We start from the raw sequence: 14,591 nt of genomic DNA, 5'->3' as shown, positions 1-14,591 counted from the left end.
AAAATGGATTTCGCGAGCGCGGCGGCGGTCACTCGGCGTCGCGCTTTGGACATTGAAGTAACGCTGTTGGCGGATCGAAAACGATGAACGTGACCGAAACCCTGTCCCAGGGCCTCAAGCGCGAGTTTCAGGTGGTGTTGAACGCCGCCGACCTCAAATCCAGGCTCGATGACGGCCTCCAGGGCCTGCAGGGCAAGGCCAAGATCAATGGCTTCCGCCCCGGCAAGGTGCCGGTCGCCCATCTGCGCCGTCTCTATGGCCGCTCGGTCATGTCCGACGTGCTGCAGAACGCGGTCAACGAGGCGAACCAGAAGATCGTCACGGATAACGGCTTGAAGCTCGCCTTCGAGCCGCAGATCCGCTTCCCCGAGAACAAGGACGAGATCGAGGCCGCGATGGAGGCCAAGGGCGATCTCGCCTTCACCGTCGCGCTCGAGGTTCTGCCCAAGATCGAGCTCGCCGACCTGTCGGACGTGTCGCTGACCAAGCCCGTCGCCGAGGTGCCTGACGCCGATGTCGACGCCGCGCTGGAGCGCATGGCCGGCCAGAACCGCACCTATTCGAACAAGGGCGAGAAGGCCAAGGCCGCCAGCGGCGACCGCCTGATGATCTCCTTCGTCGGCACGCTCGAGGGCAAGCCCTTCGACGGTGGCACGGGCGAGGGCATCCCGCTTGATCTCGGCGCCGGCCAGTTCATCCCCGGCTTCGAGGAGCAGCTCGAGGGCGCCAAGGCCGGCGAGACCCGCACGGTCAAGGTGACCTTCCCCGAGAACTACACCGCGCCCCATCTTGCCGGTAAGCCGGCCGAGTTCGAGGTCACGGTCACCGAAGTGCAGGCGCCCGAGGCCGTCAAGATCGACGACGAGCTCGCCAAGGCCTTCGGCATGGAGTCGCTCGATGCGCTGAAGACCGCGATCCGCGAGCAGATCGGCCGCGATTTCGGCGAACAGTCGCGCCGCAAGCTGAAGAAGAGCCTGCTCGACGCGCTCGACGCGAAATACACCTTCGAATTGCCGCCGACCCTGGTCGAGCAGGAGTTCGCCAGTGTTTGGAGCCATGTCGAAGTCGACATGAAGGAAGCCAAGAAGTCCTTCGAGGACGAGGGCACGACCGAGGAGGCCGCGAAGGCCGACTACCGCAAGATCGCCGAGCGCCGCGTGCGTCTGGGCCTGGTCCTGGCCGAGATCGGCGAGCAGGCCAAGGTCCAGATCTCCGATGACGAGGTCACCAAGGCCCTGGTCGAGCGTGCTCGACAGTTCCCCGGCCAGGAGAAGCAGGTCTGGGAGTTCTACCAGAAGAACCCGCAGGCCCTGGCCGAGATCCGCGCCCCGATCTTCGAGGAGAAGGTCGTCGACCACCTGCTGGAGCAGGTGAAGGTCGCGGATCAGAGCGTCACGCGCGAAGCGCTCTACGCCGACGACGAGGCGGATGAGACTGCCGAGGCCAAGCCGAAGAAGGCCGCCAAGAAGGCCAAGAAGGCTGACGCCAAGGGCGAGGACAAGGCCGAAGACGCTTCGGCCTGATTGTCGGCAACCTTAATCGCAATATTCGCGCCGCCGGGCTTCATGCTGGGCGGCGCTTCTCTTTTCAGCCGCGTTTGCCGTGCTTATGTGGATGCCTTCCGAGACATTCGCTGATTCTCCATCCGCCGAATTCGGCGCCGCCACCCAAGGACGATTTTCATGCTGCGCGATCCGATCGAGACCTACAATAATCTCGTCCCGATGGTGGTCGAGCAGTCCAGCCGCGGCGAGCGCGCCTTCGACATCTATTCGCGGCTGCTGCGCGAGCGCATCATCTTCCTGACCGGCCCGGTCGAGGATTACTCCGCCTCGCTGATCGTGGCGCAGCTCCTCTTCCTCGAGGCCGAGAACCCCAAGAAGGAAATCTCCTTCTACATCAACTCGCCCGGTGGCGTGGTGACGTCGGGCATGTCGATCTACGACACGATGCAGTTCATCCGCTGCCCGGTCACGACTTTGTGTGTCGGCCAGGCCGCCTCGATGGGTTCGCTGCTGCTGACCGCCGGCGCCAAGGACATGCGTTTTGCACTGCCCAACGCTCGCATCATGGTCCACCAGCCCTCAGGCGGCTTCCAGGGCCAGGTCACCGACATCCTGATCCACGCCCGTGAGGTCGAGAGCCTGAAGCGCCGGCTGAACGAGATCTACGTCAAGCACACCGGCCGCTCCTATGCCGACATCGAAGCGGCGCTGGAGCGCGACAATTTCATGACCGCCGAAGCGGCGCGCGATTTCGGCCTGATCGACAAAGTCATCGACAAGCGGCCGGAAGACGCGACGGCCTGATCGGCCGCGTGGGCTGCGACCAGCCGCCCCGTTGCCTGTGGGTTGGCGCGGCGGCTGTGAAGGGCCATATTGCAAGGGGACCGGCCCCATGTTTGCATGGGGAATCGGGCGAGCGGACTGGCGCTCCTTAGCGGTCCGGTTTTGGGTCGGCTCTGTCCACCGGGTGTTCCGGAACGGGGCGTTAACCTAATGATCGTGATCTGAGCGTCTATTAATGACGGAGAGACGACGGTTGCATCCGCTCAGGCTGATGTGGTCGTCCGGCTCCGAGAATGGAGATGGACGATGAGTAAGGTCAGCGGCGGCGATTCGAAGAGCACCCTCTACTGCTCTTTCTGCGGCAAGAGCCAGCACGAGGTTCGCAAGCTCATTGCGGGCCCGACCGTGTTCATCTGCGATGAATGCGTCGAGCTCTGCATGGACATCATCCGCGAGGAATCGAAATCCGCGCTGGTGAAGTCGAAGGACGGCGTTCCGACACCGCGCGAAATCCGCAAGGTGCTGGACGACTACGTCATCGGTCAGGACCACGCCAAGAAGGTCCTCTCGGTCGCGGTCCACAATCACTACAAGCGCCTCTCGCACGCCTCGAAGCACAATGACGTCGAGCTGGCGAAGTCGAACATCCTGCTGATCGGCCCCACGGGTTCGGGCAAGACGCTGCTTGCGCAGACGCTCGCCCGCATTCTCGACGTGCCCTTCACCATGGCCGACGCGACGACGCTGACGGAAGCCGGTTATGTCGGCGAGGATGTCGAGAACATCATCCTGAAGCTGCTCCAGGCCTCCGACTACAATGTCGAGCGGGCGCAGCGCGGCATCGTCTATATCGACGAGATCGACAAGATCAGCCGCAAGTCGGACAACCCTTCGATCACCCGCGACGTCTCGGGCGAAGGCGTGCAGCAGGCCCTGCTCAAGATCATGGAAGGCACCGTCGCCTCCGTGCCGCCGCAGGGCGGGCGCAAGCATCCGCAGCAGGAATTCCTGCAGGTCGACACCACCAACATCCTGTTCATCTGCGGCGGCGCTTTCGCCGGGCTGGACAAGATCATCTCCAGCCGTGGCAAGGGCACCTCGATCGGCTTCGGCGCGACGGTGAAGGGGCCTGACGACCGCCGCACCGGAGCGATCTTCCGCGAGGTCGAGCCCGAGGATTTGCTGAAGTTCGGCCTGATCCCGGAATTCGTCGGCCGCCTGCCGGTCCTGGCGACTTTGGAGGATCTCGACGAAGCGGCGCTGAAGACCATCCTGACCGAACCGAAGAACGCGCTGGTGAAGCAGTATCAGCGCCTGTTCGAGATGGAGGACACCGAGCTGACCTTCACCGACGAGGCCGTCAGCCTGATCGCTCGCAAGGCGATCGACCGCAAGACCGGTGCGCGCGGCCTGCGTTCGATCATGGAAGGCATCCTGCTCGAGACCATGTACGAGCTGCCCGGGCTGGAAGGCGTCGAGCAGATCGTGATCGGCCCGGAGGCCGTCGAGTCGAAATCCCGACCGCTCTTCATCTATTCGGAGCGCGAGGAAGAGGCGAAGTCGGCCTCTGCCTGAGATGGCCGCCAAGCACCCAAGACAATGCAAACGCGCGCCTGTTGGCGCGCGTTTTGCGTCGTGGGGCAGGTTGGATGGTCGCCTGTTTCCCCCCGCGACAATCCAACCTGGGGATGCCTCGAAGGCTCGCTTGAAAGCCGGCGAGGAAGTCTCCACTTTAGGTGCACTTGCGAGAGTCGCATGCCTGTTGAGGGTGTGATGCGCGAGGGCGGACGTGGCGATAGTCGTCTCGGCCGCATACGTCAGGTGGCTCCGCCCATTTGGGGGTAGGCCTGGCGCAACCACAAAGGACAAGTCATGACTGGCTCGGCGCCCCGCGCTCCTTTCGTTCCCGGCGAGACCGGCCTCTACCCGGTGCTCCCCCTGCGCGACATCGTCGTTTTTCCGCATATGATCGTGCCGCTCTTCGTTGGCCGCGAGAAGTCCATCCGCGCCCTCGAGGAGGTCGTGAAGACCGATGGCCTGATCCTGCTCGCCACCCAGAAGAATGCTGGCGACGACGATCCTGCGACCAAGGATATCTATGAAATCGGCACGCTTGCCCGCGTGCTGCAGCTGCTGAAATTGCCCGACTCGACCGTGAAGGTCCTGGTCGAAGGCGTCGGCCGCGCCAAGGCGACCGCTTACGTCGCCGATGACGCCTTCTATCAGGCGGAGGCCGTCGGCCTGGCCGAGGAAGACGGCAAGAAGGTCGAGGTCGAGGCGCTGGGCCGTTCGGTCGTCAGCGAGTTCGAGAGCTATGTGAAGCTCAACAAGAAGATCTCGCCCGAGATCGTCGCCGCCGTCTCGCAGATCGACGAAGCCTCGAAGCTCGCCGACACTGTCGCCTCGCATCTTGCAGTCAAGATCGCGGACCGCCAGGCGGTGCTCGAGATCACCCATGTCGCGCATCGGCTGGAGAAGGTTCTCTCGCTGATGGAAAGCGAGATGTCGGTGCTCCAGGTCGAGAAGCGCATCCGCTCGCGCGTCAAGCGCCAGATGGAGAAGACGCAGCGCGAGTACTATCTCAACGAGCAGATGAAGGCGATCCAGAAGGAGCTCGGTGACGGCGAGGAAGGCCGTGACGAGCTGGCCGAGCTGGAAGAGCGCATCGCCCGCACCAAGCTCTCCAAGGAGGCCCGTGACAAGGCCGTCGCGGAGATGAAGAAGCTGCGCCAGATGTCGCCGATGTCTGCCGAGGCGACGGTGGTGCGCAACTATCTCGACTGGATGCTCGGTATTCCGTGGAACAAGCGCTCCAAGATCAAGAAGGATCTCTCGGTCGCGCAGGGCGTGCTCGACGACGATCATTTCGGCCTCGACAAGGTCAAGGACCGCATCGTCGAATACCTCGCCGTGCAGCAGCGGACGAACCGGCTCGCCGGCCCGATCCTGTGCCTCGTCGGCCCTCCCGGTGTCGGCAAGACCTCGCTCGGCAAGTCGATCGCCAAGGCGACGGGCCGCGAATTCGTGCGCATGTCGCTCGGCGGCGTGCGTGACGAGGCCGAGATCCGCGGCCATCGCCGCACCTATATCGGCTCGATGCCCGGCAAGATCATCCAGTCGATGAAGAAGGCCAAGACCTCCAACCCGCTCATCCTGCTCGACGAGATCGACAAGATGGGCCAGGACTTCCGTGGCGACCCCTCGGCGGCCCTGCTGGAGGTGCTTGATCCCGAGCAGAACGGCACCTTCAACGACCATTACCTCGAGGTCGATTACGACCTGTCGAACGTGATGTTCGTCACCACGGCCAACACGCTGAACATCCCGCCGGCCCTGCTGGACCGGATGGAGGTGATCCGCATCGCTGGCTACACCGAGGATGAGAAGACCGAGATCGCCCGGCGTCACCTGATCCCGAATGCGATCAAGAAGCACGGCCTCGAATCCAAGGAATGGTCGATCGACGACGATGCGCTGATGACGCTGGTCCGCCGCTACACGCGGGAGGCGGGCGTCCGCAACCTGGAGCGCGAGCTCTCCAACACCGTCCGCAAGGCGGTGAAGGACATCGTTCTCTCGAAGAAGAAGAAGGTCGCCGTCACCACGCCGGTGCTTGAGGAGTATCTCGGCCCGCCGCGCTATCGCTATGGCATGGCCGAGACCGAGGATCAGGTCGGCGTCGTCACCGGGCTTGCCTGGACCGAGGTCGGCGGCGAGCTCCTGACGATCGAAGGCGTGATGATGCCCGGCAAGGGCAAGATGACCGTCACCGGCAACCTCAAGGATGTGATGAGGGAATCGATTTCGGCGGCGGCCTCCTATGTCCGCTCGCGCGCCATCGATTTCGGCATCGAACCGCCCTTGTTCGACCGGCGCGACATCCACGTCCACGTTCCCGAGGGTGCGACCCCGAAGGACGGCCCGTCGGCAGGCATCGCGATGGCGACCGCCATCGTCTCGATCCTGACCGGCATCCCGACCCAGCGCGACGTCGCCATGACCGGCGAGGTGACGCTGCGGGGCAGGGTGCTGCCGATTGGCGGTCTCAAGGAGAAGCTCCTGGCGGCTCTGCGGGGTGGCATCAAGAAGGTGCTGATCCCTGAGGATAACGCCAAGGATCTGGTCGACCTGCCCAAGTCGGTGAAGGAGGGAATGGAGATCATCCCGGTGTCGCGGATGGAGCAGGTGCTGCAGCATGCGCTGACGCGCCAGCCCGTTCCGATCGTCTGGGAAGAGGATCTGACCGCGCTGCGGCCGAAGGCCGCTGAAGATGATGCCGCAGGCGGCCTCATTGCCCACTGAGGCAAACAGCTTGGCCCACTGAGGCGAACTGATTGACCAGGGAGCCGCCGGCGTTCAGCGCCGGCGGCTTTTTCTTTCAGTCGAGTGCAAAAAGGGGAGAAGCGAGCGATTCGCTCCATCTCGGCGCTTGATGGCGCGGGCGCCAGGCCTTAAACCCCACCGCATCGGGGCGGTTAGCTCAGTTGGTAGAGCGTCTCCTTTACACGGAGAGGGTCGCGGGTTCGAGCCCTGCACCGCCCACCAGGCCCCACCCAGGCGCGCTGATGCTCGGCTAGAGCGCAGCTCCAGGCTGTCGCCATTGCGCCTCAGAGCCTGCAGCGATCGAATTCCGCCATCTTTCTACGCCGTCCTGTGATCCCCGCCGTGATCGAGGAGGTGGAGTGAGAGTTCTTCCAAATGCGCTGGCGGGGGTCTGTCTGACCATTTGCGGGTTGGCGGTCGCACAGGGCCAGTCGGTCGTGGCCGAGGATTTCTTTTCCAATCGCCCGGCTTTCTCGCTGCCGGAACAGGTCGCCCGGATGCCGGCGACCTGCGAGACCGTGAGAACACAACTGCCGGGCACCGTTCCAGCCGATGCGCGTGTCGACATGGCGGTCAAAGGCCCGGTAAGCCTGATTCAGACCGATGGAACGCTTTGGTATGTTGCCGTGTGCTCCGATCCGGGCGTCAGGATTCTCTGCGTCACCTATAGCGGGAACGAGCTGAAGCTCGGCGACCAAGTGATTCTGCGTGGAGGGTATAACCGCCAGGACGACCGTCACGTGCTGCTCGATCCCTGCCTGGCGTCGCCCGACCGAGGCGAGGCATCCGGCGAGGCATCCGGCGAGGATTGAACCGAATCGGGTATGGCGGACGTCCTTGGCCTCGGTTTGGCGGCAAATCCGGCGCCCGGTCGCTTCCGTCGGGATGGGCGAGCCGATGTCCGCGCGAACAGGTTTCTGTCGCCGGCTGTCAATTTAGCTGGCCAGCGCGCTTGACACTTTCCGCCTCTCGCCATAATCCCAACCCCGCTGAGGCCGAGGCCTTAGCCGCCCTGCGCGGGTGTAGCTCAGTTGGTTAGAGTGCCGGCCTGTCACGCCGGAGGTCGCGGGTTCGAGCCCCGTCACCCGCGCCATTTTCCCCTGACATCGCAACCCGATAGGCAAGCCACCCGGCGCCATTTCCGGTGCGCTCGGCGCGAGCCGCTTGCCGCGTGGCCCGACTGGCTTAATCTCCCATCGCCTTGAGCCGCCATGAGACGGCTCCGGCCGGAGATGTCCATGCGCCTCACATTTGTCGCCAGCTTCATGATCGCGAGCCTTTGCGCCTGGGGGCCTGCGGGAGCCGCCGAGGTCAAGGTTCTGACAGCGGGTGCGTTCAAGCCGATCGTGCTGGCCGTCGCCGCTGATTTCGAGAAGCAGAGCGGCCACAAGCTCGTCATCGACAACGACACCGCCGGCGGGTTGCTGCGCCGCATCACGGGAGGCGAGGCGTTCGATCTCGCCGTGCTGACGCCTGCGGCGGTGAAGGAACTCGTCGAGGCCGGCCGGATCGCTGCGGGCACGCCGAGGAACCTGGCGCGGACCTCGGTCGGCGTGGCGGTCAAGGACGGCGCGCCGCGCCCCGACATCGCGACAGTCGCTACCTTCAAGGCCACGCTGCTTGCCGCCGGAAAGGTCGCCTATATCGATCCTGCGGCTGGTGGCTCGAGCGGGATCTATTTCGCCAAGCTGCTGGAGACGATGGGCATCGCGGATGCGGTCAAGGCCAAGGCCGTGCTGGTGCCGGGCGGCCTGGTCGCGCAGCGCCTCGTCACCGGCGAGGCCGATCTCGCCATCCACCAGATCAGCGAGATTCTGGCGGTGAAGGGAGCGACGCTGGTCGGACCGCTGCCGGCCGAGATCCAGAATTACACGACCTATACCGGCGGCGTCGCGGCGGCGAGCACGCAGCCGGAGGCGGCCAAGGCGTTCCTCGCCTTTCTCGGCAGCGATGCCGCCAAGCGGATCCTGGCCGAGAAGGGCATGGAAAGCGCGCCGAACTGATCACGCCTTATTGCATCGGCCCGAAAAGTGGGAACCGGTTTTCGGGCCAGGCCGATGCAAGATCACTGGAGCATCGGCTCCGTGGGATCGATTTCGAAAAACGCCGATACACACCTGCTTCACCAGGGGCGGCGCGGCCCGGTGTCGATATGGATCAGCCCGTTCCAATAGACCTTGTTGCCGCCGACCTCAGGTAGCGAGCGGGCATAGTCCAGCACGATGCGCGGGCGCACGCCCGGGACACGGAAGTCCATTGCCTCGCAGCGCTTGTGATAGGAGCCGCGCCGCGCGCGCCAGGGCGGTCGCCAGGTCGATGTCACCTTCACGGCCCCGTATTTGTCGGCGACCTTGCCGAGAATGTCCTTCAGCCGCTGCGGCAGGCAGATGATGGAGGTGCCGGGATCGGTCGAGATCCCCGGCCGATCTGGCTTTTCATTGGGGTCGAACTGCGGCTCGGCCCCGGCCTTCTGACCGGGCGAGAGCTTGGGCCATTCCGGCCCTTCCTCATCTTCGGGCTCGGCGGCGAACGGCGAGTTTGGGCCTGGAGTTGGGCCTGGTGCAGGCGCTGCCGGTGCAGGAACCACGATCACAGGTAAGATCGATTGCGCCGGCAAATCGAGATCGAAAGGGCGCTGCGGCGGCAGCGGGGCACGCATGAGCTGCCCCTCCTGCGCCGAGACGGCGATGGGCTGCAGGGCGCAGGCGAGGACCAGCGCCGCCAGTGGCAAAGAGATCGATTTCACACTCAGGGCGCCGGTGTCGGCAGGAAGACGGCGCGGGTTTCGGCACCGACCAGCGGCAGCTGCGGCGTCTTGGCGCAGAGCGCGGCCAACTGGGCGGGGGCGCTCGTGATCTTGTCGAGGTCGAGCAGGGGGCGTTGCGCGCCGCCGGCATAGTATCCGGCGAGCCAAAGCGAGAGCTGATTCTGGTCGTTGCCATTCATCGCGACGAAGTCGGCGCAGGTCGCGCGCATCAGGTCGAGGGCCTCGGCGTTGGCGCGATTGCCTCCTACCGTGGAGGCGGCAAGCGCAGCGGCGAGCAGAAAAGAGCGTTGCATGGGCAGCACCATGGCGGTCTTTCTCCCTCCGGGGCGGCCCTGGCCGCGAGACGTCGATTCGGCGCGAGTGTGTCGCTTTGCGCGGCAAACAGCCAGTGGGAAGCCTGCGCTATGCTGCAAAAAGCGACCGTAGTCGCTGCGGAACGGCGAGCCGTGCGAAGAGGCACTGCGACATCCCTGCCAATCTGCGTCGAAATCAACCCTCTCGCGCGATTGTGCAGCGCGGCGGAGTCTTGCTTCATTCTAATGCAGGGTCTAATCGACTGTGCCAGCGCGCCGTCGCCTGGCCGCCCGAAGCGGGGACATGTCCATGCAAACACTCCCAGTACCGTCCCTGCTGAATGACTATCTGCCGCTCGTCATTTTCCTGGGCGTCGCGGCCATCATCGGCATCGCCTTGCTGGTAGCTCCCTTCGCCATCGCCTATTCGAAGCCCGATGCCGAAAAGCTCTCGGCCTATGAGTGCGGCTTCAACGCCTTCGACGATGCGCGCATGAAATTCGATGTTCGCTTCTATCTGGTCGCGATCCTGTTCATCATCTTCGATCTTGAGGTCGCCTTCCTGTTTCCCTGGGCCGTCGCGTTTGGCGGGCTCGGCTGGTATGGCTTCGTCTCGATGATGATCTTCCTGGGCGTGTTGACCGTCGGCTTCGTCTACGAGTGGCGAAAAGGGGCGCTGGAGTGGGACTAGTCGTCCGGCCGCAGCACTGATTTCGCGACTTATCTGACGGTTACGGGTTACAAAGGTTCAGATCATGGCAACAACAGCGATCGATCGCGGCGACCCGCTGGTCGCGCCTGCGCCCAAGGGCCTGCTCGGCCCCGACGGCTTGCCTGTTGGCGCGCGCGATCCCTTCTTCACCGAGATCAACAGCGAGCTCGCCGATAAGGGCTTCCTGGTCACGGCGACGGACGACCTGATCAACTGGTCACGCACCGGCTCGCTGATGTGGATGACCTTCGGCCTGGCCTGCTGCGCCGTCGAGATGATGCAGCTCTCGATGCCGCGCTATGATGTCGAGCGTTTCGGCTTCGCGCCGCGCGCCTCACCGCGCCAGTCCGACGTGATGATCGTCGCGGGCACGCTGACCAACAAGATGGCCCCGGCGCTGCGCAAGGTCTACGACCAGATGCCGGAGCCGCGCTACGTCATCTCGATGGGCTCCTGCGCCAATGGCGGTGGCTATTACCACTACAGCTATTCGGTGGTGCGCGGCTGCGATCGCATCGTGCCGATCGACATCTATGTGCCCGGCTGCCCGCCGACGGCGGAAGCGCTGCTCTATGGCGTGCTGCTGCTGCAGAAGAAAATCCGCCGCACCGGCACGATCGAGCGCTGAGGGCCTGTCATGAGCGATCTCCTTGCTCTCGGGGAAGACATCAAGGCCGCGCTGCCCGGCGCGGTGACGCAAGCCGTCGTCGCCTTCGACGAACTGACGGTTCACGCTGAAGCCGCGTCGATCGTGCAGGTTCTCAAGGTCTTGCGCGACGATCCGCGCTTCCGCTTCGTGAACTTCACCGACATCGCGGGTGCCGACTATATCGAGCGCGAGAAGCGTTTCGACGTCGTCTACCATCTGCTCTCGCCGCGCCATAACCATCGGGTCCGGGTCAAGATCCAGACCGACGAGGCGACGCCCGTTCCCTCCGTGATCGAGATCTTCCCGGCGGCGAACTGGTATGAGCGCGAGGCTTACGACTTCTACGGAATCCTGTTCTCGGGCCATCCCGATCTGCGCCGCATCCTCACCGATTACGGCTTCGAGGGGTACCCGCTGCGCAAGGACTTCCCGCTGACCGGCTTCGTCGAGGTCCGCTACGACGACGAGCAGAAGCGCGTCGTCTACGAGCCGGTGAAGCTCAATCAAGAGTTCCGCAACTTTGACTTCTTAAGTCCCTGGGAGGGGACCGATTACGTCCTCCCCGGCGACGAAAAAGCCAAAGCATCCTGATCGGATCCGGACATGACCGAACACAACATCCGGAATTTCTCGATCAATTTCGGCCCGCAGCACCCTGCGGCCCACGGCGTGCTCCGCCTCGTGCTGGAGCTCGATGGCGAGATCGTCGAGCGTGTCGACCCGCATATCGGCCTGCTGCATCGCGGCACCGAGAAGCTGATCGAGGCCAAGACCTATCTCCAAGCTTTGCCCTATTTCGACCGGCTCGACTATGTCGCGCCGATGAACCAGGAGCATGCCTATTCGCTCGCGGTCGAGAAGCTGATGGGCGTCACGGTTCCGCGCCGGGGCCAGCTCATCCGCGTGCTCTATTCCGAGATCGGCCGCATCCTCTCGCATATCCTCAACGTCACCACGCAGGCGATGGACGTCGGCGCGCTGACGCCCCCGCTCTGGGGGTTCGAGGAACGCGAAAAACTGATGATCTTCTATGAGCGGGCCTGTGGCGCGCGCATGCATGCGGCCTATGTCCGGCCCGGCGGCGTCCACCAAGACCTGCCGGTCTCGCTGATCCACGACATCGCCGAATGGTGCGATCCGTTCCTCAAGGTCTGCGACGATCTCGAGACCCTGCTCACCGACAACCGCATCTTCAAGCAGCGCAATGTCGATATCGGCGTCGTCGACCTCGACACCTGCTGGAAATGGGGCTTTTCGGGCGTGATGGTGCGCGGTTCGGGCGCCGCCTGGGATCTGCGCAAGTCGCAGCCCTATGAATGCTATGAGGAGATGGATTTCGACATCCCCATCGGCAAGAACGGTGATTGCTACGACCGTTACTGCATCCGCATGGAGGAGATGCGCCAGTCCGTCCGCATCATGAAGCAGTGCTGCGCTAAGCTGCTGGCGGCTGATGGCGGCGGGCCGATCTCGTCGCTCGACGGCAAGATGGTGCCGCCCAAGCGCGGCGAGATGAAGCGCTCGATGGAAGCGCTGATCCACCATTTCAAGCTCTACACCGAGGGCTACAAGGTGCCGGCCGGCGAGGTCTATGCGGCGGTTGAAGCGCCCAAGGGCGAGTTCGGCGTCTACCTCGTCTCCGACGGCACCAACAAGCCCTATCGCTGCAAGATCAAGGCGCCGGGCTTCGCCCATCTCCAGGCCATGGATTTCATGTGCCGCAAGCACATGCTGGCGGATGTCAGCGCGATCCTGGGCTCGCTCGACATCGTGTTCGGGGAGGTCGACCGGTGAGCCGTCCCTCAGCCGTCATGGTCGGCCATGTGCCGACCATCCACGTCTTGAACGTGGCAGATGTTGCGAAGACGTGGATGCTCGGTACAAGCCCGAGCATGACGGATAGGGGCGTCGATCAATGATGCGAACCACCACCTTAATTGCACTGGTCACCTTCCTCGGTTTCTCCGGATTTACGAATGTTGTCGTCGCGCAGGGCGTCTATGATGAGTTAACGAAAGCGCAGAGGCACGCGGGGACTGCGGCGTCGATTAAACCAATTTCAAGAGAAGTTTTATGCGACCGACTTAAGGCTGAGGCCGGGGGTCAGAAATGTCGTAACTTCTATATTGATCAAGGGTTTAAGCAGGATTGGATTGGGCGGATGCCGCAGTCCCATCCCGCTGTGGTTGAAGTGCTGGCTCTGGCGCAGAGGGGCGTATTGTGCGCGCACCATAATGACATCGAAGACCTTACTCCCTGCTTTGAATTGAAGCGTCCCGACGCTTTTGCCGCAAATCGATAGGCCCTCGTATGTCCGTCCGTCGTCTCGCTCCCGATCACGTCCAGCCCGCTTCCTTCGCCTTTGATGCGTCGAATGAGAATTGGGCCGACCAGCAGATCGCCAAATACCCGGCAGGTCGGCAGGCCTCGGCCGTGATTCCGCTGTTGTGGAAGGCGCAGGAGCAGCATCAGGGCTGGGTGCCGCGCGCCGCGATCGAGGCCGTGGCGAGGAAGCTCGACATGGCGCCGATGCGCGTCATGGAGATCGCGACCTTCTATACGATGTTCAACCTGCAGCCGGTGGGTGAGCATTTCATCCAGCTCTGCGGCACCACGCCCTGCGCCTTGCGCGGCGCGGAAGCGCTGAAGAAGGTCTGCGAGGACGTGATCGGCCCGCAATCGACCGTGAGCGCCGATGGCAAGCTCTCCTGGCTCGAGGTCGAGTGCTTGGGCGCCTGCTGCAACGCCCCGATGGCGCAGATCAATTTCGACTATTACGAAGACCTGACGCCCGATAATTTCCGCGCGCTCCTCGACGATCTGCGCCAGGGACGGCCGACCAAGCCCGGCCCGCAGAATGATCGCTCCTGCTCGGAGCCGCTCGGCGGCGGCGAGACCTTGAAGGATTCCGCGCTTTATGACGGCACGGTGATCGGCGCCGGCGACTGGCAGAAGCGCATTGCCGAGCAGCGCCAGGCTGCCGCTGAAGCCGCTGCGGCCAAGGCCGCTGCCGAAGCAGCAGCAAAAGCCGCCGAAGCGACGCCAGCCGCAGTCGAGACCAAGCCCGCGAGCGAGACGGCGGCTGCAAGCCGGCCGAAGCCTTCCGCTCCCTCTCAGCCCTCGAGCGCAGCCAACGACACGCCGGCCGCCGGCGGCAAGGTTGAGGCGAAGGCCGTCACGGAAGCTGCCAAGCCGGTGGCCAAGCCAGCAGCAGTCAAGGCCCCCGCCAAGCCGATGGCCGAACCGGAGCCGGCCTCGGCCGTCGCGGAATCGAAGCCGGAATTGCTGACCGCTGCGCGTGGCGGCAAGGGCGACGATCTCGAATTGATCTGGGGCGTCGGTCCCAAGCTCGTGAAGATGCTCAACGCGATGGGCGTCTGGCATTTCGACCAGATCGCGAGCTGGAAGGCCGAGGAACTCGCCTGGGTCGATGTGCGACTGACCGGCTTCAAGGGCCGCGCCACGCGCGACGACTGGATTTCGCAGGCGAAGAAACTCGCGGCAGGCTGGCGGCCGGAATCGGCCCTCGGCGACAAGCCGGTGAAGTGAGGCGAAGACG

14 protein-coding genes and 2 tRNA genes are annotated in these 14,591 nt (G+C 63.9%); 14 read left to right on the top strand and 2 right to left on the bottom strand.

Annotated features, from left to right (window positions below; translation table 11 throughout):
* Window positions 1-83 precede the first annotated feature (83 nt).
* From tig to BHK69_RS20625, 8 genes are all read left to right on the top strand, one after another.
* On the top strand, window positions 84-1,523 hold the full coding sequence (tig, locus tag BHK69_RS20660) for a trigger factor (RefSeq protein ID WP_069691739.1): 1,440 nt from the start codon (window positions 84-86) through the stop codon (window positions 1,521-1,523).
* Window positions 1,524-1,682: 159 nt separating this feature from the next.
* Window positions 1,683-2,309, top strand: a complete 627-nt coding sequence (locus BHK69_RS20655) for an ATP-dependent Clp protease proteolytic subunit (protein ID WP_404978830.1) — start codon at window positions 1,683-1,685, stop codon at window positions 2,307-2,309.
* 285 nt (window positions 2,310-2,594) lie between these two features.
* The gene (gene clpX / locus BHK69_RS20650) at window positions 2,595-3,863 is read left to right on the top strand and encodes an ATP-dependent Clp protease ATP-binding subunit ClpX (protein WP_069691738.1); all 1,269 of its coding nucleotides are present in this window, start codon (window positions 2,595-2,597) and stop codon (window positions 3,861-3,863) included.
* A gap of 297 nt (window positions 3,864-4,160) precedes the next feature.
* Window positions 4,161-6,590 carry an endopeptidase La gene (gene lon, locus BHK69_RS20645; protein WP_069691737.1) on the top strand — a complete coding sequence of 810 codons (2,430 nt, stop codon included), beginning with the start codon at window positions 4,161-4,163 and terminating at the stop codon, window positions 6,588-6,590.
* A gap of 167 nt (window positions 6,591-6,757) precedes the next feature.
* Window positions 6,758-6,833, top strand: a tRNA-Val gene (locus tag BHK69_RS20640).
* 137 nt (window positions 6,834-6,970) lie between these two features.
* Window positions 6,971-7,423, top strand: a complete 453-nt coding sequence (locus BHK69_RS20635) for a hypothetical protein (RefSeq protein WP_148663521.1) — start codon at window positions 6,971-6,973, stop codon at window positions 7,421-7,423.
* Window positions 7,424-7,627: 204 nt separating this feature from the next.
* A tRNA-Asp gene (locus tag BHK69_RS20630) sits at window positions 7,628-7,704 on the top strand.
* Window positions 7,705-7,849: 145 nt separating this feature from the next.
* Window positions 7,850-8,614: a molybdate ABC transporter substrate-binding protein gene (locus tag BHK69_RS20625; RefSeq protein WP_199578962.1), complete on the top strand. Its 765-nt coding sequence runs from the start codon at window positions 7,850-7,852 to the stop codon at window positions 8,612-8,614.
* A gap of 119 nt (window positions 8,615-8,733) precedes the next feature.
* Here BHK69_RS20625 and BHK69_RS20620 read toward each other — a convergent pair whose 3' ends face one another.
* Window positions 8,734-9,357, bottom strand: coding sequence for a YcbK family protein (locus BHK69_RS20620; RefSeq protein ID WP_069691734.1), 624 nt, complete (start codon window positions 9,355-9,357; stop codon window positions 8,734-8,736).
* A 2-nt stretch (window positions 9,358-9,359) separates the two neighbouring features.
* Entirely contained in the window at window positions 9,360-9,671 is a 312-nt protein-coding gene (locus BHK69_RS20615) for an HdeA/HdeB family chaperone (RefSeq protein ID WP_158516252.1), read from the bottom strand.
* A 310-nt stretch (window positions 9,672-9,981) separates the two neighbouring features.
* Between BHK69_RS20615 and BHK69_RS20610 the strand changes: the two genes are divergently transcribed.
* The 6 genes from BHK69_RS20610 (at window position 9,982) to nuoE (ending at window position 14,581) form a co-directional block, all read left to right on the top strand.
* Window positions 9,982-10,362, top strand: coding sequence for an NADH-quinone oxidoreductase subunit A (locus BHK69_RS20610; RefSeq protein ID WP_069693835.1), 381 nt, complete (start codon window positions 9,982-9,984; stop codon window positions 10,360-10,362).
* Between the two features lie 64 nt (window positions 10,363-10,426).
* Window positions 10,427-11,011 carry a NuoB/complex I 20 kDa subunit family protein gene (locus BHK69_RS20605; RefSeq protein WP_069691732.1) on the top strand — a complete coding sequence of 195 codons (585 nt, stop codon included), beginning with the start codon at window positions 10,427-10,429 and terminating at the stop codon, window positions 11,009-11,011.
* 9 nt (window positions 11,012-11,020) lie between these two features.
* Window positions 11,021-11,623, top strand: coding sequence for an NADH-quinone oxidoreductase subunit C (locus tag BHK69_RS20600; RefSeq protein WP_069691731.1), 603 nt, complete (start codon window positions 11,021-11,023; stop codon window positions 11,621-11,623).
* 12 nt (window positions 11,624-11,635) lie between these two features.
* Window positions 11,636-12,826 (top strand): NADH-quinone oxidoreductase subunit D, encoded by a 1,191-nt coding sequence (locus tag BHK69_RS20595; RefSeq protein ID WP_069691730.1) that lies wholly within the window; start codon window positions 11,636-11,638, stop codon window positions 12,824-12,826.
* 121 nt (window positions 12,827-12,947) lie between these two features.
* Window positions 12,948-13,334, top strand: a complete 387-nt coding sequence (locus tag BHK69_RS20590) for a hypothetical protein (RefSeq protein ID WP_069691729.1) — start codon at window positions 12,948-12,950, stop codon at window positions 13,332-13,334.
* Window positions 13,335-13,342: 8 nt separating this feature from the next.
* Window positions 13,343-14,581 carry an NADH-quinone oxidoreductase subunit NuoE gene (nuoE, locus tag BHK69_RS20585; protein WP_069691728.1) on the top strand — a complete coding sequence of 413 codons (1,239 nt, stop codon included), beginning with the start codon at window positions 13,343-13,345 and terminating at the stop codon, window positions 14,579-14,581.
* The last annotated feature ends 10 nt before the right edge of the window (window positions 14,582-14,591 follow it).

Source organism: Bosea vaviloviae (assembly GCF_001741865.1).
In the GTDB taxonomy this organism is placed as follows: Bacteria; Pseudomonadota; Alphaproteobacteria; order Rhizobiales; family Beijerinckiaceae; genus Allobosea; species Allobosea vaviloviae.
The sequence above is the reverse complement of the archived record's forward strand: the minus strand, read 5'-3'. Positions and strand labels throughout refer to the sequence as shown.